Source organism: Pseudomonas sp. St29 (genome assembly GCF_001547915.1).
GTDB lineage: Bacteria > Pseudomonadota > Gammaproteobacteria > Pseudomonadales > Pseudomonadaceae > Aquipseudomonas.
The window spans coordinates 1,208,413-1,231,823 of record NZ_AP014628.1; the positions used below are offsets into that span (position 1 = coordinate 1,208,413).

General features: G+C 64.9%; 19 protein-coding genes. 8 read left to right on the forward strand and 11 right to left on the reverse strand.

Annotation, left to right across the window (positions count from 1 at the left end; genetic code table 11):
* Positions 1 to 3: 3 nt before the first annotated feature.
* A complete protein-coding gene (gene mltF / locus PST29_RS05435) occupies positions 4 to 1,464 on the reverse strand; it encodes a membrane-bound lytic murein transglycosylase MltF (RefSeq protein ID WP_060837671.1) in 1,461 nt (486 codons plus the stop codon).
* 287 nt (positions 1,465 to 1,751) lie between these two features.
* Between mltF and purL the strand changes: the two genes are divergently transcribed.
* A complete protein-coding gene (gene purL / locus PST29_RS05440; RefSeq protein ID WP_060842555.1) occupies positions 1,752 to 5,648 on the forward strand; it encodes a phosphoribosylformylglycinamidine synthase in 3,897 nt (1,298 codons plus the stop codon).
* Positions 5,649 to 5,653: 5 nt separating this feature from the next.
* On the forward strand, positions 5,654 to 5,965 hold the full coding sequence (locus PST29_RS05445) for a Nif3-like dinuclear metal center hexameric protein (protein WP_060837673.1): 312 nt from the start codon (positions 5,654 to 5,656) through the stop codon (positions 5,963 to 5,965).
* Between the two features lie 123 nt (positions 5,966 to 6,088).
* On the opposite strand, the gene nagE is transcribed toward PST29_RS05445, so the two are convergent.
* From nagE to PST29_RS05480, 7 genes are all read right to left on the reverse strand, one after another.
* Positions 6,089 to 7,795 carry an N-acetylglucosamine-specific PTS transporter subunit IIBC gene (gene nagE / locus PST29_RS05450; RefSeq protein WP_060842556.1) on the reverse strand — a complete coding sequence of 569 codons (1,707 nt, stop codon included), beginning with the start codon at positions 7,793 to 7,795 and terminating at the stop codon, positions 6,089 to 6,091.
* Between the two features lie 22 nt (positions 7,796 to 7,817).
* Positions 7,818 to 10,340, reverse strand: coding sequence for a phosphoenolpyruvate--protein phosphotransferase (gene ptsP, locus PST29_RS05455; RefSeq protein WP_060842557.1), 2,523 nt, complete (start codon positions 10,338 to 10,340; stop codon positions 7,818 to 7,820).
* Positions 10,341 to 10,367: 27 nt separating this feature from the next.
* A complete protein-coding gene (locus PST29_RS05460) occupies positions 10,368 to 11,390 on the reverse strand; it encodes an SIS domain-containing protein (RefSeq protein WP_148659595.1) in 1,023 nt (340 codons plus the stop codon).
* Positions 11,371 to 12,477: an N-acetylglucosamine-6-phosphate deacetylase gene (gene nagA, locus PST29_RS05465; protein WP_060837677.1), complete on the reverse strand. Its 1,107-nt coding sequence runs from the start codon at positions 12,475 to 12,477 to the stop codon at positions 11,371 to 11,373. Before nagA ends, PST29_RS05460 begins: the two co-directional genes overlap by 20 nt.
* A 29-nt stretch (positions 12,478 to 12,506) precedes the next feature.
* A complete protein-coding gene (locus tag PST29_RS05470; RefSeq protein ID WP_060837678.1) occupies positions 12,507 to 13,238 on the reverse strand; it encodes a GntR family transcriptional regulator in 732 nt (243 codons plus the stop codon).
* Positions 13,239 to 13,511: 273 nt separating this feature from the next.
* The gene (locus tag PST29_RS05475; protein WP_047301939.1) at positions 13,512 to 14,015 is read right to left on the reverse strand and encodes a L,D-transpeptidase family protein; all 504 of its coding nucleotides are present in this window, start codon (positions 14,013 to 14,015) and stop codon (positions 13,512 to 13,514) included.
* 49 nt (positions 14,016 to 14,064) lie between these two features.
* Positions 14,065 to 14,616, reverse strand: a complete 552-nt coding sequence (locus PST29_RS05480) for an NUDIX hydrolase (RefSeq protein ID WP_060837679.1) — start codon at positions 14,614 to 14,616, stop codon at positions 14,065 to 14,067.
* A gap of 146 nt (positions 14,617 to 14,762) precedes the next feature.
* Between PST29_RS05480 and PST29_RS05485 the strand changes: the two genes are divergently transcribed.
* The 5 genes from PST29_RS05485 (at position 14,763) to purT (ending at position 18,027) form a co-directional block, all read left to right on the forward strand.
* Positions 14,763 to 15,362 carry a CoA pyrophosphatase gene (locus tag PST29_RS05485; RefSeq protein ID WP_060842559.1) on the forward strand — a complete coding sequence of 200 codons (600 nt, stop codon included), beginning with the start codon at positions 14,763 to 14,765 and terminating at the stop codon, positions 15,360 to 15,362.
* Between the two features lie 55 nt (positions 15,363 to 15,417).
* The gene (locus PST29_RS05490; protein WP_060837681.1) at positions 15,418 to 15,942 is read left to right on the forward strand and encodes a gamma carbonic anhydrase family protein; all 525 of its coding nucleotides are present in this window, start codon (positions 15,418 to 15,420) and stop codon (positions 15,940 to 15,942) included.
* The gene (locus PST29_RS05495) at positions 15,939 to 16,154 is read left to right on the forward strand and encodes a DUF1289 domain-containing protein (RefSeq protein ID WP_060842560.1); all 216 of its coding nucleotides are present in this window, start codon (positions 15,939 to 15,941) and stop codon (positions 16,152 to 16,154) included. Before PST29_RS05490 ends, PST29_RS05495 begins: the two co-directional genes overlap by 4 nt.
* Positions 16,155 to 16,277: 123 nt before the next feature.
* A complete protein-coding gene (locus PST29_RS05500) occupies positions 16,278 to 16,745 on the forward strand; it encodes a VUT family protein (RefSeq protein ID WP_060837683.1) in 468 nt (155 codons plus the stop codon).
* Positions 16,746 to 16,845: 100 nt separating this feature from the next.
* Positions 16,846 to 18,027, forward strand: a complete 1,182-nt coding sequence (gene purT / locus PST29_RS05505) for a formate-dependent phosphoribosylglycinamide formyltransferase (RefSeq protein ID WP_060837684.1) — start codon at positions 16,846 to 16,848, stop codon at positions 18,025 to 18,027.
* A gap of 77 nt (positions 18,028 to 18,104) precedes the next feature.
* On the opposite strand, the gene PST29_RS05510 is transcribed toward purT, so the two are convergent.
* The 3 genes from PST29_RS05510 to PST29_RS05520 form a co-directional block, all read right to left on the reverse strand.
* Complete coding sequence (locus PST29_RS05510) at positions 18,105 to 19,421, reverse strand: MFS transporter (protein WP_060842561.1); 1,317 nt, start codon at positions 19,419 to 19,421, stop codon at positions 18,105 to 18,107.
* A 319-nt stretch (positions 19,422 to 19,740) separates the two neighbouring features.
* Positions 19,741 to 20,970, reverse strand: a complete 1,230-nt coding sequence (locus tag PST29_RS05515) for an HlyC/CorC family transporter (protein WP_060842562.1) — start codon at positions 20,968 to 20,970, stop codon at positions 19,741 to 19,743.
* Between the two features lie 9 nt (positions 20,971 to 20,979).
* Positions 20,980 to 21,792 carry a cytochrome C assembly family protein gene (locus PST29_RS05520; protein ID WP_060837687.1) on the reverse strand — a complete coding sequence of 271 codons (813 nt, stop codon included), beginning with the start codon at positions 21,790 to 21,792 and terminating at the stop codon, positions 20,980 to 20,982.
* A gap of 208 nt (positions 21,793 to 22,000) precedes the next feature.
* Between PST29_RS05520 and ffh the strand changes: the two genes are divergently transcribed.
* A complete protein-coding gene (ffh, locus tag PST29_RS05525; RefSeq protein ID WP_060837688.1) occupies positions 22,001 to 23,377 on the forward strand; it encodes a signal recognition particle protein in 1,377 nt (458 codons plus the stop codon).
* Positions 23,378 to 23,411 lie beyond the last annotated feature (34 nt).

Below are 23,411 nucleotides of genomic sequence, written 5' to 3' on the forward strand. Positions count from 1 at the left end.
CTGTTAAAGCGGCGGATTGTCTTCCGGCGGCTTGGTCTTGTTGACCCCAGGCACATGCAGGTTGCCCTCGGCGACCTGATCGCCTTCCAGCTGCGGCTGGGTCACCCAGGTCAGGATGTCGTAGTAGCGGCGGATGTTGGCGACGAAATGCACCGGCTCGCCGCCCCGGGCGTAGCCATAGCGGGTCTTGCTGTACCACTGCTTTTGCGACAGCCGTGGCAGCATTTTCTTCACATCCAGCCATTTGTTCGGATTCAGGCCTTCCCTTTCCGCCAGCTTGCGAGCGTCGTCCAGGTGGCCGGTGCCGACGTTGTAGGCGGCGAGGGCGAACCAGGTGCGGTCCGGCTCCTCGATCTTGTCGTCCAGCTGTTCCTTGATATAAGCCAGGTACTTGGCCCCGCCACTGATGCTCTGCTTGGGGTCCAGGCGGTTGGACACGCCCATGGCCTGGGCGGTGTTCTGGGTCAGCATCATCAACCCGCGCACGCCGGTCTTGGAGGTCACCTCGGCCTGCCACATGGATTCCTGGTAGCCCACCGCCGCCAGCAGGCGCCAGTCGAGCTTCTCCTGCTTGGCCGAATTCTTGAAGTGTTTCTCGTACTTGGGCAGACGCTGCTGCAGGTGTTGGGCGAAGGTGTAGGCACCGACATAGCCGAGCACGTCCACGTGGCCGTAATAGCGGTCCTTGAGGCGTTGCAGGGTGCCGTTCTTCTCCACCTTGTCGAGGAAACTGTTGATTTCGTTGAGCAGGCTGTTGTCGTCGCCGGCGGCTACCGCCCAGCTCTGGCTGCGGGCATCCCCCAGGTCGAAGGCGACCCGTACGTTGGGGAAGTACACCTGGTTCATCGCCAGTTCGTTGGAGTCCACCAGGGTCAGGTCGATCTGCCCTTCGTCCACCATGCGCAGCAGGTCGACGACCTCGACGGCGTCCGACTCTTCGTAGTCGATGCCGGGGTACTTGAGCTTGAGTTCCGCCAGTTGTTCTGCGTGGCTGCTGCCCTTGAGCACCATGATGTGCTTGCCCACCAGGTTTTGCGCGCTGGTAGGGCGGGACTGGCCGTTGCGATAGATGATCTGCGGGGTGACTTCCAGGTAAGGGTGGGAAAACCGCACCTGCTGTTTGCGCTGCTCGCTGCTCACCAGGCCAGCGGCAGCCAGCACCGGGCCTTTGGGCTGGCCCAACTGGTTGTACAGGTCGTCGAGGTTGTCGGCGGTCTCGATCTTCAGCTCCACGCCCAGATCGTCGGCAAAGCGCTTCACCAGCTCGTATTCGAAGCCGGTTTCGCCGTTGCGGTCCTGAAAGTAGGTGGCGGGGCTGTTACGGGTGATCACCCGCAGCACACCATCCTCCTTTACGCGCTCGAGGGTGCTGGGTTTTTCAACGCAGGCGCCGAGCATCAGGAAGAGTCCGGTTACGATGAGCCACTTGGCGCAGCGCGGACGTAAAGCCATAGGGGAAAACATTGGCGCAGTATACGCAAAGGATAACGGCCGCCATATCTCGACAGCGAAGGGCTTGTCTGCTAGCCAGCGGCGGTCTGGGCTGGAGGCCTCAAGAATGGGGCCTCGGTGCTTGATGTGACGATTAAAATAACCCGCGGCAATGACCCTGATGAGCCTTTGTTATAGGGCGCCTGGGCCGGGCCGACGTCCGGGCTCCACCCGGGGTTGGGTTTCGAGTGCCGATGGCAACGGTTTACGTTAGAATGCACGGCCTCAAAGCACACCCCCTTCCCGAGGCTGTCCCGAAGATGTTGATCCTGCGCGGCGCTCCTGCCCTTTCTGCCTTTCGCCACAGCAAACTCCTTGAACAACTGAGCCAGAAGGTTCCAGCTGTCAGTGGCCTGTATGCTGAATTCGCTCACTTCGCCGAAGTCACCGGCGTCCTGACCGGCGACGAACAGCAGGTGCTTGCGCGCCTTCTGAAGTACGGCCCCAGCGTTCCGGTACAAGAGCCGAGCGGTCGTCTGTTCCTGGTCCTGCCGCGTTTCGGCACCATCTCGCCCTGGTCGAGCAAGGCCAGCGACATCGCCCGTAACTGTGGCCTGGCCAAAGTCCAGCGCCTGGAGCGCGGTATCGCTTTCTACGTGACCGGTGAGTTCAGCGACGCCGACGCCCAGTCGATTGCCGATGCCCTGCATGACCGCATGACCCAGATCGTGGTGGCCAACCTGGAGCAGGCCGCCGGCCTGTTCAGCCACGCCGAACCCAAGCCGCTGACCGCCATCGACATCCTCGGCGGCGGCCGCGCCGCGCTGGAAAAAGCCAACAGCGAACTGGGCCTGGCCCTGGCCGAAGACGAAATCGATTACCTGATGAACGCCTTCCAGGGCCTCAAGCGTAATCCCCACGACATCGAACTGATGATGTTCGCCCAGGCCAACTCCGAGCACTGCCGCCACAAGATCTTCAACGCCAGTTGGGACATCGATGGCCAGAGCCAGGAAAAAAGCCTGTTCGGCATGATCAAGAACACCTATCAGATGCACAGCGAAGGTGTGCTGTCCGCCTACAAGGACAATGCCGCGGTGATCGTCGGTTCCGTTGCCGGGCGCTTCTACCCGAACCCTGAAACCCGCCAGTACGGCGCGGTGCAGGAGCCGGTGCACATTCTGATGAAGGTCGAGACCCACAACCACCCGACCGCCATTGCTCCGTTCCCGGGGGCTTCCACCGGTTCCGGCGGCGAGATCCGTGACGAGGGCGCCACCGGCCGCGGCGCCAAGCCGAAAGCCGGCCTCACCGGCTTCACCGTGTCCAACCTGCAGATCCCGGGCTTCGAACAGCCGTGGGAAGTGCCGTACGGCAAGCCCGAGCGCATCGTCAACGCCCTCGACATCATGATCGAAGGCCCATTGGGCGGCGCCGCGTTCAACAACGAATTCGGCCGTCCGGCCCTGACCGGTTACTTCCGTACCTTCGAACAGTCCATCAACACCCCCCGTGGCGATGAAGTGCGTGGCTACCACAAGCCGATCATGCTGGCGGGCGGTATGGGCAACATCCGTGACGAGCACGTACAGAAAGGCGAGATCACCGTCGGTTCGAAACTGATCGTCCTCGGCGGCCCGGCGATGCTCATCGGCCTGGGCGGCGGTGCCGCTTCCTCCATGGCCACCGGCACCAGCTCGGCGGACCTGGACTTTGCCTCGGTACAGCGTGAAAACCCGGAAATGGAACGCCGTTGCCAGGAAGTCATCGACCGTTGCTGGCAGTTGGGGGACAACAACCCCATCAGCTTCATCCACGACGTCGGCGCCGGCGGCCTGTCCAACGCCTTCCCGGAGCTGGTCAACGATGGCGGCCGCGGTGGTCGCTTCGAACTGCGCAACATTCCCAACGACGAGCCGGGCATGGCCCCGCACGAAATCTGGTCCAACGAATCCCAGGAGCGTTATGTCCTGGCGGTGGGCGCAGCAGACTTCGAACGCTTCAAGGCCATCTGCGAGCGCGAGCGTTGCCCATTCGCGGTGGTCGGCGAAGCCACTGCCGAGCCACAGCTGACCGTGACCGACAGCCACTTCGGCAACAGCCCGGTGGACATGCCCCTGGAAGTGCTGCTGGGCAAGGCCCCGCGCATGCACCGTTCGGCCGTGCGGGAAACCGAGCTGGGTGACGATTTCGATCCAAGCACCCTGGATATCGCCGAGAGCATCGAGCGCGTCCTGCACCACCCGGCCGTGGCCAGCAAGAGCTTCCTGATCACCATCGGCGACCGCACCATCACCGGCCTCGTGGCCCGTGACCAGATGGTCGGCCCATGGCAGGTGCCGGTGGCCGACGTGGCCGTGACCGCCACCAGCTTCGACGTCTACGCCGGTGAAGCCATGGCCATGGGCGAGCGCACGCCGCTGGCCCTGCTGGATGCCCCGGCGTCCGGCCGCATGGCGATCGGCGAAACCCTGACCAACATCGCCGCCTCGCGGATCAACAAAATCAGCGACATCAAGCTCTCCGCCAACTGGATGTCGGCCGCCGGCCACCCGGGCGAAGACGCGCGTCTGTACGACACGGTCAAGGCCGTGGGCATGGAGCTGTGCCCCGAGCTGGGCATCACCATCCCGGTGGGCAAGGACTCGATGTCCATGGCCACCCGCTGGAACGAAGAAGGCGTGGACAAGAGCGTCACCTCGCCGCTGTCGCTGATCGTGACCGGCTTCGCGCCAGTGGCGGACATCCGTCAGACCCTGACCCCGCAACTGCGCATGGACAAGGGCACCACCGATCTGATCCTGATCGACCTCGGTCGCGGGCAGAACCGCATGGGCGCCTCGATTCTGGCCCAGACCCACGGCAAGCTCGGCAAGCAAGCGCCGGACGTCGATGACGCCGAAGACCTGAAAGCCTTCTTCGCCGTGATCCAGGGCCTCAACGCCGACGGCCACCTGCTGGCCTACCACGACCGTTCCGATGGCGGCCTGCTGGTAACCGCCCTGGAAATGGCCTTCGCCGGTCATTGCGGTCTGAACCTGACCCTCGACGCCGTGGCGGAAAACGCCGCGGAAATCGCCGCCATCCTGTTCAACGAAGAACTGGGTGCGGTGATCCAGGTGCGGCAGGATGCGACCCCGGGCGTGCTGGCCCAGTTCAGCGCTGCCGGTCTGGGCGACTGCGTGGCGGTGATCGGCAAGCCGATCAACAACGGTGAAGTGAGCATCTCCTACAACGGCGAAAGCGTGTTCACCGGCCAGCGCCGTCTGCTGCAGCGTCAGTGGGCGGAAACCAGCTACCAGATCCAGCGTCTGCGGGACAACGCCGAGTGCGCCGAGCAGGAATTCGACGTCCTGCTGGAAGAAGACAACCCGGGCCTGAGCGTCAAGCTGGGCTTCGACGTCAACCAGGACATCGCCGCGCCTTACATCAAGAAAGGCGTGCGTCCACAGGTGGCGGTGCTGCGTGAGCAGGGCGTCAACGGCCAGGTGGAAATGGCGGCGGCTTTCGACCGCGCCGGCTTCAACGCCATCGACGTGCACATGAGCGACATCCTCGCCGGTCGTGTCGACCTCAACGACTTCAAGGGCATGGTGGCCTGCGGCGGCTTCTCCTACGGCGACGTACTGGGCGCCGGTGAGGGCTGGGCCAAGTCGGCGCTGTTCAACAGCCGCGCGCGTGACGCCTTCCAGGGCTTCTTCGAGCGTACCGACAGCTTCACCCTGGGCGTGTGCAACGGTTGCCAGATGATGTCCAACCTGCACGAGCTGATCCCGGGCAGCGAGTTCTGGCCGCACTTCGTACGCAACCGCTCCGAGCAGTTCGAAGCCCGTGTGGCCATGGTCCAGGTCCAGGAGTCGAACTCGATCTTCCTGCAGGGCATGGCCGGTTCGCGGATGCCGATCGCCATCGCCCACGGCGAAGGCCATGCGGAATTCGAAAGCGAGGAGGCCCTGCTGGAAGCCGATCTGTCCGGCTGCGTGGCCCTGCGCTTCGTCGACAACCACGGCAAGGTCACCGAGCGTTACCCGGCCAACCCGAACGGCTCGCCGCGCGGGATCACCGGCCTCACCAGCCGCGACGGTCGCGTCACCATCATGATGCCGCACCCTGAGCGGGTGTTCCGTGCCGTACAGAACTCCTGGCGTCCGGATGACTGGAACGAAGACGCGGCGTGGATGCGGATGTTCCGCAACGCACGTGCCTGGGTGAACTGAGGCTGATGTACAAGCTCAGCTTCTTCGTGCCTCCCAGTCATGTGGAGCAGGTCAAGAGCGCCGTATTTGCCGCCGGTGGCGGACGTATCGGCGCCTATGACCAGTGCGCCTGGCAGGTGCTCGGCCAGGGCCAGTTTCGCCCGTTGGACGGCAGCCAGCCGTTTCTCGGGCAGACCGGTCAGGTGGAGCGGGTGGAGGAATGGAAGGTCGAGCTGGTGGTGGCCGATGAACTGATCGCCAATGCAGTGGCGGCTCTCAAGCAGAGCCATCCCTACGAGACGCCGGCTTATGAAGTCTGGCGTCTTGAAACGTTCTGAAGTGATCCACCGATAAAAAGCCCGCTGCACCGGAGACGGTCAGCGGGCTTTTTTGTGGGACTTTTCAGCCAAACCGGCACCTACGGGATCAGCGTAGGAGCCGGCTTGCCGGCGAAGGCGTTTTCAGGCTCTCGCACCCACCTTCTTGTGCAGCAGCGTTTGCAGAGCGGCCTGCAATCCCCCGGCCTTCTGGCCAATCAGCACGTGCCAGACATCCCCCTCCATGCGCCGCATACCCTGGCAGCCCAGGGCGTCGAGCGCCGACTCCGACAGGCTGCGGCTGTCACTCAGTTGCACCCGCAACCGGGTCAGGGCGACGCAGTCGGCCTGCAACAGATTGTCCCGGCCGCCCAGGGCGTTGAGCCACTGCAGGGCTTCCTGGGTGGAGACTTCGATCGATTGAGTGGCCTCGACTGGTGCCGCTGGCGCCGCGACTGGGGCTGCCGCCGGCAGCGCCAGACGGATCTGGTCGGCGATACTGTCGGCCATCGGTCCCACCACCACCTGCAAGCTGCCACCCTTGCCGGGGCGCACCACGGCCAGGGCGCCCAGGGCTTTCAATTCTGCGTCGGCGGCCAGGTTGCGGTCCGCCAGCTCCAGGCGCAGGCGCGTGGTGCAAGCGCCGACCGTGATCAGGTTGGCCGCACCGCCCAGGGCCTTGATATAGGCGGCGGCGCGCTGATCGGCGTTGAGTTCGCTCTTGTCCCCGGATGGACTGTCTTCGCGCCCCGGGGTCTTGAGGTTGAAGCGGCGGATGCAGAAGTCGAACACCAGGTAGTACACCACCGCGTACAGCAGCCCCACCGGGAACACTTTCCAGCCGTTGGTGGAGCGTCCCCAGCCCAGGGCCATGTCGATGGCGCCGCCGGAGAAGGTGAACCCCAGGTGGATGTTCAACAGGTTGGTCAGGGCCATGGCCAGGCCGGTGAGCAGCGCGTGCACCAGATACAGCAATGGGGCGAGGAACATGAAGGCGAATTCGATGGGTTCGGTGACCCCGGTAAGGAACGAGGTCAGGGCCATGGACAGGAAGATCCCGCCCATCACCTTGCGCCGTTCCGGCAAGGTGTTGCGGTACATCGCCAGGCAGGCGGCGGGCAGACCGAACAGCATCATCGGGAACATCCCGGTCATGAACTGGCCGCCCTTGGGGTCCCCGGCGAAGTAGCGGGTCAGGTCGCCGGTGACCACCGCGCCGGTGCTCGGGTCGGTGAAGCTGCCGAAGATGAACCAGGCCATATTGTTGAGGATGTGGTGCAGGCCGGTGACGATCAGCAGGCGGTTGAACACGCCGAAGACGAAGGCGCCGAAGCTGCCGCTTTCCAGCAGCAACTGGCCGAAGCTGTTGATGCCGTGCTGGATCGGCGGCCAGATCAGGCCGAACGCCAGCCCCAGGCCCACGGCGCTGAAGCCGGTGGCAATGGGCACGAAGCGCCGGCCGCCAAAGAACGCCAGGTATTCGGGCAGCTTGATGTCCTTGAAGCGGTTGTACAGCGCGCCGGCCATCAGGCCGCTGATGATCCCGGCGAGCATGCCCATGTTGATGCTGGCGTCCAGCACCTTGAGGGTCGAGATCATCACCAGGTAGCCGATGGCCCCGGCCAGCCCGGCGGTGCCGTTGTTGTCCCGGGCAAAGCCCACGGCGATGCCGATGGCGAAGATCAGCGCCAGGTTGCCGAAGATCGATTGCCCGGCATCGTGGATGATGGCGATGTTCAGCAGGTCGGTGTCGCCCAGGCGCAGCAGCAGGCCGGCGATCGGCAGGATGGCGATGGGCAGCATCAGGGCGCGGCCGAGGCGTTGCAGGCCCTCGATGAAGTACTGGTACATGGCGTCTCTCCTGGAATGCTTGTTATGGGTTCAGCGGCCAGTGCCGGGCGCAGGCCTCGCGCACCGCGACCGCACCCTGGAGGTCGAGCAGCGGCTGGCTCAGCCGGCGGCATTCGGCGGCATCCAGTTGGCGCACCCGGTCCTTGATTTCCCCCACCTGCGGCGGGCTCACCGACAGTTCGCGCACGCCCAGGCCGATCAGCACCGGGGTGGCCAGGGGATCGGAAGCCAGGGCGCCGCAGACGCCGACCCAGCGCCCATGGCGCTCGGCACCGCTGCAGGTCTGGGCGATCAGTCGCAGCAGGGCCGGGTGCAGGGCGTCGACCCGCGCCGCCAGTCCGGCATGGTCGCGGTCCATGGCCAGGGTGTACTGGGACAGGTCGTTGGTGCCGATGGAGAGGAAGTCGGCGTGTTCCGCCAACTGCTCGGCCATCAGGGCCGCGGCCGGCACTTCGATCATCACCCCCAGTTCCGGCTGTTGGGTCAGGCCCAGTTCGGCGGCGAGCTGCTTCAGGCGCTGGCGGATGTGCAACAGCTCGGCCACTTCGCTGACCATCGGCAGCATCACCCGGCAACGTTGCACCGGGCTGACCTGCAGCAGGGCGCGCAATTGCTGGTCCAGCAGCTCCGGTCTTGCCTGAGCCAGGCGGATGCCGCGCAGGCCCAGCACCGGGTTGGCTTCCACCGGCAATGGCAGGTAGTCCAGCTGCTTGTCGCCGCCGACATCGATGGTGCGGATGATCACCGGCTTGTCGCCCATGGCGTCGAGCACTGCCTGGTAGGCCTGGCGTTGCTCAGCTTCGTCCGGGGCGGTCTGCCGATCGACGAACAGGAACTCGGTGCGCAGCAGGCCGACGCCATCGGCGCCCCCCTGGTGCGCGTCCCGGGCCTCGGCGCTGGAGGCGACGTTGGCCGCCACCTCGATCGACTGGCCGTCCCGGGTCAGGGCCGGGTCACCGGCTTGCTGGCGTTGCTGCTCGCGGCGCTGTCTCCGGGCCGCAACGGCCTCTTGCACCCGGGCGATGCGTTGCGGGTCCGGTGCCAGTTCCAGGCGTCCGCCATCGGCATCGAGCACCACTGCCGGAAGGTGCTCCAGCTCAAGCAGCTCCGGGCCCAGGGCCACCACGCAAGGCAGGCCTTTGCTGCGGGCGAGGATGGCCACGTGGGAGGTGGCGCCGCCGGCGGCCATGCACAGGCCGGCCACGCCCTGGGCGCTCAGTTGCAGCAGGTCGGACGGGGTCAGCTCCTGGGCGGCGACAAGGGCCCCCGGGGGCAACTGGTACTGCCAGGCTTCGCCGAGCAAGGCCCGCAGCACCCGTTGTTGCAGGTCCCGCAGGTCGTTGGCGCGCTCGGCCAGCAACGGATTGCCCAGTTGTTGCAGGACCTGGCATTGCTCGGCGATGGCGGCGCTCCAGGCATGGGTGGCGGCGCGTCCCTGGGCGATGGCGGCGTCGGCGGCGTCCAGCAGGGTCGGGTCTTCCAGCAGCCCCAGGTGGGCGTTGAAGATGTCCTGTTCCTGCTGATCCCGGCGTTGCCGGGCCTGTTCCAGGGTGCGCAGGATATCCCCGCGCACCTGCTCCAGGGCCGCGCTCAGGGCCTGGCGCTGCGACTCGGGTTGGTGCTGGCCGCTGTCCTTGGGCAGCTCCATGGCGTTGAGGCGCACCAGGGGGCCGCAAGCCAGCCCGGGTGCCGCGCAGACGCCTTGCAACACGCCATCCTCGGTGGCCGGGCGCAGCACCTGGGGTGCGGCCGGCGCTGCGGCGTGGGCATCGTCCGCCAGGGCGCTGCCTAGCGTCTTGAGCAGCGCCTGCAAGGCGGCCTGGCAATCATCGCCCTGGCAACTGACCAGCACTTCATCCTGTTCGCCGATGCCCAGGCCCATCAGGGCGATCAGGCTGGTGCAGGGAGCGCTTTTGTCCTTGAAGCTCAGCTGTGAGTGGCTGTTGAATGCCGCCGCGGTCTGGCGCACCAGCGCGGCCGGGCGAGCGTGCAGCCCGCCGCGGTGGGCGACCCGGATCCGGGCGCTGGCCTGCTCGCTGGCGTCGGCCCGGGAAAGCTCCGGCCTGGCGGCATCCGTGCGGCGGCTGAGATGCAGCAACGGCTCGCCGACCTTGACCGAAGACAGGTTCAGGTGACGCAGCTCGAAGTGTTCGCCGTTGGTCAGGATCATCAGGCTGATCAGGCTCCGGCAGTGCTGCGCCACATGGTCCAGGTCAAACCGCAGCAGGGGCTGGCCGGCGCTGACTTGCTGGCCTTGTTCCACCAGCAGGGCAAAGCCTTCGCCTTGCAGTTCGACGGTGTCCAGGCCCAGGTGCAGCAGCCATTCGGCACCGTTGGCGGCCCGCAGCGTCACCGCATGGGCGGTGCGCGCGATCTGCACCACTTGCCCGGCGCAGGGCGCGTGCAGCGTGTCGTTGAGCGGGTCGATGGCAATCCCGTCTCCCATGGCGCCACTGGCGAACACCGGGTCGGGGACGCTGCTCAGCGGCAGGACAGGCCCGCTGAGGGGGGCACTGAGCGTCAGGTCGTTATTGTTGTTGTGCATGGCGCAGTACTCATCGATCAAAGGGGCTTAGTGCGTGCGGGTCACTTTGCTCAGGTGGCGCGGCTGATCCGGGTCCATGCTGCGGGCCTCGGCCAGGCCGGCGGCCATCACATAGAAGCTCTGGATCGCCAGGATCGGGTCCAGCACCGGGTGTTCCGCGCGGCTCAGGGTCAGGTCCCGCTCACCGATGTCATCCGGCGCCGCCAGCAGCACCTTGGCGCCGCGCTGGCGCATGTCCGCCGCCAGGCTCAGCAGGCCGCCCTGTTCGGCGCCCCGGGGGGCGAACACCAGCAACGGGTAGTCGTGGTCGATCAGGGCCATCGGGCCGTGGCGCACTTCGGCGCTGCTGAAGGCTTCGGCCTGGATCGCCGACGTTTCCTTGAGCTTGAGCGCCGCTTCCTGGGCGATGGCGAAGCCGGCACCACGGCCGATCACCATCAAGCGCTGGCAATCGCGCAGGGCATTGACCGCCAGGTTCCAGTCCTGGGTCGCGGCCTGTTGCAGGCCTTCGGGCAGAGCCAGGCCGGCCTCCAGCAGGTGGCTGTCCTCGTTCCAGTGACCGATCAGCCGGGCGCTGGCGCTGAGGGTGGCGATAAAGCTCTTGGTCGCCGCCACGCTCTGCTCGGTGCCGGCGTACAGCGGCAGGGAGAATTCGCTGGCGGCCTCCAGGGGGCTGTGTTCGGCATTGACCATGGCTACGCTGAGGGCCCCGCGCTTGCGCAGCAGGCGCACGCTGTTCACCAGATCCGGGCTCTGGCCCGATTGCGAGAAGGCGAACACCGCCTGGCCGCTGACCCGCAAGGGCGCCTGTTGCATGGTCACCACCGACATCGGCAGCGAGGCCACCGGGATGCCCACCTGTTGCATGGTCAGGTAGGCGAAGTAGCTGGCGGCATGGTCGGAGCTGCCCCGGGCCACGGTCATGGCCACTTGTGGCGGCTGGCGGCCCAGGCGGCCGGCGACCTCGACCAGGGACGGGTCCAGGTGCTGCAACTGGCTGCGGACGGCGCTGTGCGAGGACAGCGCCTCTTCAAGCATTTTTGAAGTCAATGTCTTCTCCTTCGACCATGACGGCGGTCAGTGTGAGTGCGCGGTCCAGGCGCACGCTGTCGGCCCAGCTGCCGGGTTGCAGGCGGCCGCGTTCGGGGATGCCGAGGTAATCGGCGGGAAATTGCGACAGGCGCTGGGAGGCCTCGGCCAGGGGCAAGCCGATCTTCACCAGATTGCGCAGGGCCTGATCCATGGTCAGGGTGCTGCCGGCCAGGGTGCCGTCCGCTAGGCGCACACCGCCCAGGCACTTGGTCACGGTGTGGCTGCCGAGCCGGTATTCGCCGTCGGGCATGCCGGCGGCGGCGGTGGAGTCGGTGACGCAGTACAGGCACGGGATCGAGCGCAGGGCCACGCGCATGGCGCCGGGGTGCACGTGCAGCAGGTCGGGGATCAGCTCCGCGTACTGGGCATGGGCCAGGGCGGCGCCGACGATGCCCGGCTCACGGTGATGCAGGGGGCTCATGGCGTTGTACAGGTGGGTGAAGCTGGTGGCGCCGGCGGCGAGGGCGGCCACGCCTTCTTCGTAGCTGCCCAGGGTGTGGCCGATCTGCATGCGCACGCCGCGGGCGCTGAGTTCGCGGATCAGCGCGTCGTGGCCGGCGATTTCCGGGGCGATGGTGATCACCCGGATGGGCGCCAGTTGCAGGTACTTCTCCACTTCCGCCATGAGCGCGGTGTGGGCGAAGTTGGGCTGGGCGCCGAGCTTGCCGGGGTTGATGTAGGGGCCTTCCAGGTGCACGCCGAGCACTCGGGCACAGCCCTGGGGGCGCTGCTCGGCGTAGACCCCGAGCTCGGCCAGGACCTGGCTGATTTCCGCGCTGGGGGCGGTCATGGTGGTGGCCAGCAGCGAGGTGGTGCCGAAACGCACGTGGGTACGGGTGATGGTTTCGAAAGCTGTGCGGCCTTGCATGACGTCCTGGCCGCCACCGCCGTGGACGTGCAGGTCGATGAAGCCCGGCAGCAGGTAGGGCAGGTCATTGTCCGCCGGGTCGCAGGGGCTGCCTTCGATGGCCACGACCTTGCCGTGCTCATGGACCAGGCGGCCACGGACCCAGCCTTGGGGCGTGAGGATGTTGTCTTCGGACATGGGCGTTTCTCTGGCTCCAGGGGGCGGATTCAGCGTCGCAGCTCGGCGACGAAGTCGTAGTAGTCGTTGCGGCAATAGGTGTCGGTGACTTCGATCGGCGTGTTGTCTTCCAGGTAGCCGACCCGGGTCATCAGCAGCATGGCGGTGCCGGGGGCAATGCCCACCAGGGCGGCAAACTCGTCCGAGGCATTGATCGCCTGGATGTGCTGCAGGGCCCGGACCACGGGGCGGCCGATGCTGTCGAGGTACTCGTAGAGCGAATCACCCACCGCCTCGGGCCTGGCAATGATGCTGGCCGGCAGGGTGCTCATCTCAATGGCCATGACCGCATCGTCGGCTTTGCGCAGGCGCTTGAGCCGCGCCACCTTGTCGTTGGGCGACAGGCCGAGGCGGATCAGCTCTTCGTGGGTCGGCGGGGTGAGGGTGCGTTCCAGCCACTGCGAGCCGGGGACGAAGCCTTTGAGGCGCAGCATCTCGCTGAAGCCGGAAAGGCGCGACAGGGGCTGTTCGAGGCGCGGAGTGATGAAGGTGCCCGAGCCCTGGCTGCGACGAATCAGGCCTCGCTCGAAAAGCACTTCCAGGGCCTTGCGCGCGGTCACTCGGGAGATGCCCAGCAGTTCGCTGAGGTTGCGTTCCGAAGGCAGTGCCTGCTCGGCTTTCCATTGGCCGGAGTGGATCGCCGCTTCCAGGTTGCGGGCCAGTTGCAGGTACAGCGGGGTCGGCTGGGAGTCGTCGGGACGCAAGGTCAGGAGGTGATTCATCTGTAGGTTTTCCGATGCGGTTATTAGGTTGTTGTCGCCCGGTAATGCCGAAAAACTAATACCACTTAAATACCATGTCAACGCCATCTATCGGGCTGAAGTGCAGTAAATCCGGCGCTTTCGGGGTGCATGAGAGGATAAATGATTGAAGTGGTATTAGGCAGGTCTGGCCGCGAAGGCCTTGAGTCGAGGTGGCGACCCGCAGCGGGTCGCCAAGTGGTATGCGCGCCCGGGGAGGGCGGCGGGGGGAGAAATATTTTTTCCGGGAGGCCGTTAAGGGCGGATTTCGATCAGTGTGCCGTCTTTCACCAGGCCCCAGACTTCGCGCATGTCGACGTTGCGCATGGCGATGCAGCCATCGGTCCAGTCCAGGGTGTGGAAGTACTGCTCGGGAAACTCTTCGGTGTCCGGGGTGCCGTGGATCATGATCATGCCGCCGGGATTGACCCCTTCGCGACGCGAGCGGGCGGCATCGGTGATGTTCGGGTAGGAGATGTGCATGGCCAGGTTGTAGCGGTCGCTGGTCTTGCGCCAGTCGAGCCAGTAGAGGCCTTCCGGGGTGCGTTTATCGCCTTCCATGAGCTTGGGCCCCTTGGGCTTCTTGCCCAGGGAGATCCGGTAGGTTTTCAGTGGCTTGCCGCCATTGATCAACTGCAGTTGATGGGCGGATTTGAGCACCAGGACCTTTTCGATGACCTTGCCGTCCAGGGTTTCCACCGTGGAGGCCTGAGACAGAGTGACGACGGAACAGCACAGCAGGGCAAGCAACCAGCGCATTGACACGATATCCCCAGGCGCGCACAGATTCCGTGCACGTTTTTATTGTTTAACTGATGGCAGGCTGAGAGAGCGGCGGAATGGATTCGGAGCGTACGGCATAAGCCTGTGCCCGCCGGTCAGCGAAGAAGCATTCTAAGGTACGACCGACGGTGCGGAAAGCCAGCTCGGACCAAGGGATATCGGCTTCCTCGAACAACTGCACTTCCAGGCTCTCGGGACCGGCGGCAAAGTCCAGGTCCGCCAGCTCGGCGCGAAAGAATACATGCACCTGGCTGATGTGCGGCACGTCGATCAGGGTGTAGATATTCAGGTTGCGCACCCGGGCGCAGGCTTCCTCGAAGGTTTCGCGGATGGCCGCCTGTTCCACCGTCTCGCCGTTTTCCATGAAGCCCGCCGGCAGGGTCCAGTAGCCCAGGCGTGGTTCGATGGCGCGGCGGCACAACAGCACCTTGCCTTCCCAGGTCGCCAGGCAGCCGGCAACGATGTTGGGGTTCTGGTAATGGATGGTCTGGCAGTGATCGCAGACAAAGCGCAGGCGCGAATCGCCGTCGGGAATGCGCTGGGTCACCGGGTTGCCGCACTGGCTGCAAAATTTCATGAGGGGTATCCGAAAAGGCTGGGGCTATCTTGGCGCGCCGTCCGGTTGTCGGCAAGTTGTCGTTAAGCGACATGCCCGGGAGCGGGGGTTGGGCCACCGATTGGATTGGTGCATGATGCACGGTAGCCAACAGATCGAGATGCCTCATGCTGGACGAGCTACTTCATCGGGTAAGCCATTACACCCCACGAACCCTGGAGACCGACCGACGTTTCCCCGAGGCTGCGGTGCTGGTTCCCATCACCCGCAGCGACGAACCGGAACTGGTGCTGACCCTGCGTGCCAGCGGGCTGTCGACCCATGGTGGTGAAGTGGCCTTTCCCGGTGGCCGGCGCGATCCGGAAGACCCGGACCTGATCTTCACCGCCCTGCGCGAGGCCGAAGAAGAGATCGGTCTGCCGCCCGGACTGGTGGAGGTCATCGGCCCCTTGAGTCCGCTGGTTTCCCTGCACGGGATCAAGGTCACGCCCTACGTCGGGGTGATTCCCGATTACGTCGAATACCGGGCCAATGATGCCGAGATTGCCGCTGTTTTCAGCGTGCCCCTGGAATTCTTCCGCCAGGACCCTCGCGAACACACCCACCGTATCGACTACCAGGGCCGCAGTTGGTATGTCCCCAGCTACCGTTTCGGCGAGTACAAGATCTGGGGCCTGACCGCGATCATGGTGGTCGAACTGGTCAACCTGCTGTACGACGCCGATATCAGCCTGCATCACCCGCCGAAATCCTTTATCGACACCTGAAGCCATGGCTTGGCATGGCATAAACCGCGGCTGCCTGAACCATAAGGACAACAAGATGAAATACCGCCTGGGCGACGCCCGAGTCGACACCCATCCACAGAGCTGGGTGGCCCCGAATGCCACCCTGGTGGGCAAGGTCAAGCTCGAAGAAGGGGCCAGTGTGTGGTTCAACGCCGTGTTGCGTGGCGACAATGAACTGATCCTGATCGGCAAGCACAGCAACGTCCAGGACGGGGCCGTGATGCACACCGACATGGGCTTTCCACTGACCCTGGGCACCGGCGTGACCATCGGCCATAACGCCATGCTGCATGGCTGCACCGTGGGCGACTACAGCCTGATCGGCATCAATGCGGTGGTGCTCAATGGCGCGAAGATCGGCAAGTACTGCATCATCGGCGCCAACGCGCTGATCGGCGAGGGCAAGGAAATCCCCGATGGCTCGCTGGTCATGGGCTCGCCCGGCAAGGTGGTGCGCGAGCTGACCGAGGCGCAGAAGAAAATGCTCGAAGCCAGCGCCGCCCACTACGTTCATAATGGCCAGCGTTATGCCCGAGATCTGGTTGAGCAAGAACAATGACTGCCCCTGAAAGACCCGTCGCCTCGCCTTGCGTGAGCATCTGTGCCCTGGATGAACAGGACATCTGCACCGGCTGTCAGCGCACGGTGGAGGAAATCACCCGCTGGAGTCGCATGGACAACAACGAGCGCCGCGTCGTCCTGGCCCTGTGCCACGAGCGGGCCAAGTCCAGTGGACTGTTGTGGATGGTCGGTTCCAGCTCGGCGAGCTGATCCGGCCATTCGCCGGCTCCTGCAGGCGATGCGTGGGAGCCAGCTTGCCGGCGCAAGGGTTTCTTGGCCCAACCCCTGGCCTGCAGTAACCTGTGCGCCTTCCCGACAGGTACTCTTCGCCCCATGCTCTTCCTGATCACCTATATCAGCAGTGTCGTGCTGATCAACTACGCCTTTTCCGTCGCGCCGCAGCTGGATATCGTCTGGTCGGCCTGGGGCGGGCTGGTGTTTGTCCTGCGGGACATGGTGCAGACTCGCTTCGGCCATGGCGCCGTCGTCGCCATGCTGGCGGCCCTGGTGTTGTCCTATGTCACCTCCGACCCGACCATTGCCCTGGCCAGCGCCAGCGCGTTCGCCGTTTCGGAATGCATCGACTGGCTGGTGTTCAGCATCACCAAGCGGCCCCTGCATGATCGCCTGTGGATCAGTTCGGCCCTGAGCATTCCCCTGGATACCTTCATCTTCTACGGCATGATCGATGCCATGACCCCGGGGGTGATCCTCACCGCCCTGGGCTCGAAGTTCGCCGGGGTCACCGTGGTCTGGCTGGCCATGGCCTGGCGTTTGCGCAAAGCGGCGTGCGCCGGCTGAGCCAAAGGCCGCGGTTCATGTAAAATGCCGCGCTCTTTCCCCCTTGGGTCGTCCGCCTGGCGCTCGGCCCTCGATGATTCGCTCCTTTGAGGACCTTCAGATGACTCGTATCGGAACTCCATTGTCGCCAACCGCGACCCGCGTCTTGCTTTGTGGCTGTGGTGAGTTGGGCAAGGAAGTGGTGATCGAGCTGCAACGCCTGGGTGTCGAGGTGATTGCCGTGGACCGCTACGCCAACGCCCCGGCGATGCAAGTGGCCCATCGCAGCCACGTGATCAACATGCTCGATGGTGCAGCGCTGCGGGCGGTGATCGAAGCCGAGAAGCCGCACTTCATCGTTCCGGAAATCGAGGCTATCGCCACCGCGACCCTGGTGGAGCTGGAAGCTGAAGGCTTTACCGTGATCCCGACCGCGCGGGCCACTTCGCTGACCATGAACCGCGAAGGTATCCGCCGCCTGGCCGCCGAAGAGCTGGACCTGCCGACCTCGCCGTACCACTTCGCCGACACCTTCGAAGACTACGCCAAGGCCGTGCAAGACCTGGGCTTCCCGTGCGTGGTCAAGCCGGTGATGAGCTCCTCGGGCAAGGGCCAGAGCCTGCTGCGCAGCGTCGATGACGTACAGAAAGCCTGGGACTACGCCCAGGAAGGCGGGCGTGCCGGCAAGGGCCGGGTGATCATCGAGGGCTTTATCGACTTCGACTACGAAATCACCCTGCTGACCGTGCGCCACGTGGGCGGCACCACCTTCTGCGCGCCGGTCGGTCATCGTCAGGAGAAGGGCGACTACCAGGAATCCTGGCAGCCGCAGGCCATGAGCCCCAAAGCCCTGGCCGAATCCGAGCGTGTGGCCAAGGCAGTGACCGAAGCCCTGGGCGGCCGCGGCCTGTTCGGCGTGGAACTGTTCATCAAGGGCGATCAGGTGTGGTTCAGCGAAGTGTCGCCGCGCCCTCACGACACCGGCCTGGTGACCCTGATTTCCCAGGATCTGTCGCAGTTCGCCCTGCATGCGCGGGCGATTCTCGGCCTGCCGATCCCGCTGATCCGTCAGTTCGGTCCATCGGCTTCGGCAGTGATTCTGGTAGAAGGCAAATCCACCCAGACCGCCTTCGCCAACCTCGGCGTCGCCCTGAGCGAGCCGGACACTGCGCTGCGCCTGTTCGGCAAGCCGGAAGTCAATGGCCAGCGGCGCATGGGCGTGGCCCTGGCCCGTGACGAGTCGATCGAAGCAGCCCGGGCCAAGGCGACCCGTGCTGCACAAGCGGTCGTCGTCGAACTCTGAGACGCATCGCGAGCAAGCTCGCTCCTACAAGGTCCGGATTGAACCTGTAGGAGCGAGCTTGCTCGCGAAGCGGCCGCTCAGACGACCCGATTCAAATCGTTATTGCGCGTTTCCTTCAAGCACAGCACCGCGATCAAGCTCAGGATCGCCGCCCCCGACACATACCCGCCGACCCAGCTCAACCCACCCATCGCCACCAGTTTCTGGGCGAAGAAGGGTGCGGCCGAAGCGCCGACAATGCCCCCCAGGTTGTAAGCCGCCGAAGCGCCGGTATAGCGCACATGGGTCGGAAACAGCTCCGGCAGCAGCGCGCCCATCGGGGCGAAAGTCACCCCCATCAGGAACAGCTCAATGCACAGAAACAGTGCTACACCGGCGGTGGAGCCCTGGGTCAGCAGCGGTTCCATGGTGAAGCCGGACAGAATCGCCAGCACGCCGCCAACCACCAGCACCGGCTTGCGCCCGAAGCGATCGCTGGCCCAGGCCGACAGCGGGGTCGCTGTGGCCATGAACAGCACGGCAAAGCACAGCAGGCCGAGGAACGTCTCGCGGCTGTAACCCAGGGTGGCGACGCCGTAGCTCAGGGAAAACACCGTGGAGATGTAGAACAGCGCGTAGCACACCACCATCGAGGCGGCGCCCAGCAGCACCGGCATCCAGTATTGGCTGAAGAGTTCCACCAGCGGCATCTTCACCCGCTCCTGGCGCGCCACGGCGTTGGCGAACACCGGGGTTTCGTGCAGCTTCAGGCGCACGTAGAGCCCCACCATCACCAGCGCGGCGCTGAGCAGAAACGGAATGCGCCAGCCCCAGGCGCGGAACTGCTCGTCGTCCAGGCCCATGGCCAGGGCCAGGAACAGGCCGTTGGCGGCGAGAAAGCCGATGGAGGGGCCCAGTTGCGGGAACATGCCGAACCAGGCGCGTTTGCCAGCCGGGGCGTTTTCCGTGGCCAGCAGAGCGGCTCCGCCCCATTCACCGCCCAGTCCGAGGCCCTGGCCGAAGCGCAGCACGCAGAGCAGGATCGGTGCCCAGGCGCCGATGCTGTCATAGCCCGGCAACACGCCGATCAGGGTGGTGCAGACCCCCATCAGCAGCAGCGAAGCGACCAGGGTCGATTTGCGCCCGATGCGGTCGCCGAAATGGCCGAACAGCGCCGAACCCAGGGGGCGGGCGAGAAAGGCGATGCCGAAGGTCAAGAAAGCCGAGAGCATTTGCGCGGTGCCGGAGCTCTGGGGGAAGAACACCGGTCCGATCACCAGCGCGGCGGCGGTGGCGTAGACGTAGAAATCGTAGAACTCGATGGCGGTGCCGATAAAACTGGCGGTGGCCACCCGAGAGGCGGAGTTGCTCGGTTGGGCAGGCGCGGTGGCGCTGTAGGTGGTGCTGGTCGTCATGCGGATATCCCTGACAGTCTGTGCTCCTGTGGAGCGAATTATTATGGTCGAGCACCCAGGGATGTGGGTTTGGCGCGCTCGTCACTCGGGATGGGAGTGACGTCGAACGGTGGCGGGTGATGCCTGCAGGATCGTCTGCGGTGCGGGTAGCACGCGGATCTGCGGGGCTTGGGTAAGCAGCGCGATTATAGAAAGGCTGCTAACGATCCAACAAGGCCTGTGCTCGTTGCCGGGTTTGCGTCACTGTGCCAGGCCCCGAGAGCCCGTTGCGGGCCGGAAAGGGCGCCGGCATCAGCGCCTGTGGCGTATCGGCTGCGAGTCAGACCCGGGCGGGAACGCTGCTGGTGTGCCAGAGCAGCACGCGGCTGACGCGGTTTTCCTCGGTTTCGAGGATCTCCAGGCGGTAGCGGCCGATCTTCAGGCACACGGCGCTGTCGGGAATGGTTTCCAGGGCTTCGGTGACCAGGCCGTTGAGGGTCTTTGGGCCGTCGCTGGGCAGGTGCCAGCCCAGGCTCTTGTTCAGTTCGCGAATCGAGGCCGCGCCTTCCACCACATAACGCCCGTCGGCCTGCGGGTGGATGTGGGGGTTGTCCAGGCTGTGCTCGCTTTCGAACTCGCCGACGATTTCTTCGAGGATGTCTTCCAGGGTGACGATGCCCAGCACTTCGCCGTATTCGTCCACCACCATGCCCAGGCGCCGTTGCTGCTTGTGGAAGTTGAGCAGTTGCAGTTGCAGCGGGGTGCTTTCGGGGACGAAGTAGGGTTCATGGCAGGCGGCCAGCAGGGCTTCCTTGGTCAGGCTGGCGTCGGGCAGCAGGTGGCGGATCTGCCGGGTGTTGAGCACCGCTTCGACCTGATTGATATCACTGTGGAATACCGGTAGCCGGGTGCGTTTGTTCAGGCGCAGTTGGGCAATGATCTCCTCGATCGGGTCGTCGAGGTTGATGCCCTGCACTTCGCTGCGGGGCACCAGGATGTCGTTGACGGTGATGTTGTCCAGGGCGTGGATGCCGGACAGGGCGTGGTGTTCCTGAGGCGTGGGCTCGTCGTCCAGCAGCGCCGGATCATCGTCGCTGTGCTTGACCGCGCTGGCCTTGGCGGCAAACGGGCGCAACAGCAGTTGGCCGATGGCGTTGAGCAGCCAGGCCAGGGGATAGACGAGCTTCATGGGGATCGCCAGCAGGCTGTTGCCGAAGCTCAGGGTGCCTTCCGGGTAGCGCAATGCCAGGGTGCGGGGCAGGTATTCGGCCAGTACCAGCAAGCCGCTGGTGCTGATCAGGCAGGCCAGCCAGGGGCCTTCTTCCGCCCAGTAGAACAGCGCCAGCAAGGTGCTGATGATCACCGCCAGGACCCGGCACAGGGTATTGCACAGGATCAGGCTTTCCTTGGGGAAGGCCAGTCGCGCTGTCGCTTTGTCCCCGGAGCGCGAGCCGTTGCGTTGGGTCAGCAGGTGTTGCTGGGCGGCGTCGATGGCGGTGAACAGCCCCGACCAGACGATCAGCAGGGCGATTACCGCGAGCATGGGCCCGGAGGGCAGGGAGTCGGTCATGGCCGGTCGTCAGATGTGCAGGATGTATTCACGAACCAGCTTGCTGCCGAAGTACGCCAGCATCAGCAGGCAGAAACCTGCAAGGGTCCAGCGAATCGCCTTGTGCCCGCGCCAGCCCAGGCGGTTGCGACCCCACAGCAGCACGCTGAACACCACCCAGGCCAGGCAGGCCAGCAAGGTCTTGTGCACCAGGTGCTGGGCGAACAGGTTTTCGACGAACAGCCAGCCGGAGATCAGCGACAGCGACAGCAGGGTCCAGCCGGCCCAGAGAAAGCCGAACAGCAGGCTTTCCATGGTCTGCAGGGGCGGGAAGTTCCTGATCAGGCCGGAAGGGTGCTTGTTCTTCAATTGGTGGTCCTGCACCAGCAGCAACAACGACTGGAAGACCGCGATGGTGAACATGCCGTAGGCGAGGATCGACAACAGGATGTGGGCGAGAATCCCCGGCTCCTCATCGATCACCGGCACCGTGCCGGTGGGCACGAACTGCGCCAGCAGGGCCGTCAGGGCGCCCAGGGGAAATAACAGCACCAGCAGGTTTTCCACCGGAATCCGCCAGCAGGCCAGCAGGGTCAGGGCAATGACCGCGGCGGCGATCAGGCTGGCGGCGCTGAAGAAGTCCAGGCCCAGGCCCGCCGGAGTCAGCAGGTGGGTCAGCAGGCTGAGGCCGTGGGCGAGCAGGGCCAGGATGCCCAGCGTAACCAGCAGGCGCTTGTTTGCCTTGGCGCCGGAGGCCAGGCGAGAGCCTTGATAGAAGGTCGCAGCGGCATAAAGGACGGCGGCGGCGAGGGTGGGTAGCAAGCTGGGTGACAAGGGGAGCATAAATCCTGTTAGGCAGGCCCGAAAGTCGCTGAGTTTGGCATAGAACCCACAGCCCTGAAAGACCACGCAAGCAGACGGCGAGGTGTCCGCCACGCGCAGTCTTCGCTATAATCCGCGACCTGCCCACGCCGCAGGCTCATCGAGCACTTGTTTATTACGCTCTGGGCCGCCATTACCCCGGTCTACCTTGGGCCTGAAAGGATCGAGCATGTTTGAAAACCTAACCGACCGTCTCTCGCAGACGCTGCGCCATGTCACCGGCAAGGCCAAGCTGACCGAGGACAACATCAAAGACACCCTGCGCGAAGTGCGCATGGCGCTGCTCGAAGCCGACGTCGCGTTGCCGGTGGTCAAGGACTTCGTCAACTCGGTGAAGGAACGTGCGGTCGGCACCGAAGTGTCCCGCAGCCTGACCCCGGGCCAGGCCTTTGTGAAGATCGTCCAGGCCGAGCTGGAAAGCCTGATGGGCGCGGCCAACGAAGACTTGAACCTCAGCGCTGTGCCGCCAGCCGTGGTGCTGATGGCCGGTCTGCAGGGCGCGGGCAAGACCACCACCGCCGGCAAGCTTGCGCGCTTCCTCAAGGAGCGCAAGAAGAAGAGCGTGATGGTGGTGTCCGCCGACGTTTACCGTCCGGCGGCGATCAAGCAGCTGGAGACCCTGGCCAACGACATCGGCGTGACCTTCTTCCCGTCGGACCTGAGCCAGAAGCCGGTGGCCATCGCCGAAGCGGCTATTAAGGAAGCAAAACTCAAGTTCATCGACGTGGTGATCGTCGACACCGCCGGTCGCCTGCACGTCGACAGCGAGATGATGGACGAGATCCAGGCGCTGCACGCGGCGATCAAGCCGGTGGAAACCCTGTTCGTGGTCGACGCCATGACCGGTCAGGACGCCGCCAACACTGCCAAGGCCTTTGGTGATGCGCTCCCGCTGACCGGGGTGATCCTGACCAAGGTCGACGGCGACGCCCGTGGCGGTGCCGCGCTGTCGGTACGCGCGATCACTGGCAAGCCGATCAAGTTCATCGGTATGGGCGAGAAGACCGAGGCCCTGGAGCCGTTCCACCCTGAGCGTATCGCTTCGCGGATCCTGGGCATGGGCGACGTGCTCAGTCTGATCGAGCAGGCCGAGCAGACCCTCGACAAGGAAAAGGCCGACAAACTGGCCAAGAAGCTGAAGAAGGGCAAGGGCTTCGACCTCGAAGACTTCCGCGACCAGCTGCAACAAATGAAGAACATGGGTGGCCTGGGCGGCCTGATGGACAAGCTGCCGAGCATCGGCGGCGTCAATCTGGCGCAGATGGGCAACGCACAGAGCGCCGCTGAAAAGCAGTTCAAGCAGATGGAAGCCATCATCAACTCCATGACCCCGGCCGAGCGCCGCGACCCTGAGCTGATCAGCGGTTCGCGCAAGCGCCGGATCGCCATGGGTTCCGGTACCCAGGTGCAGGACATCGGTCGCTTGATCAAGCAGCACAAGCAGATGCAGAAGATGATGAAGAAGTTCTCCGCCAAGGGCGGGATGGCCAAGATGATGCGCGGCATGGGCGGAATGTTGCCCGGCGGCGGCATGCCGAAGATCTGAAGAATCCGCGCCGGCAGTCATGTCGGCGCATTTC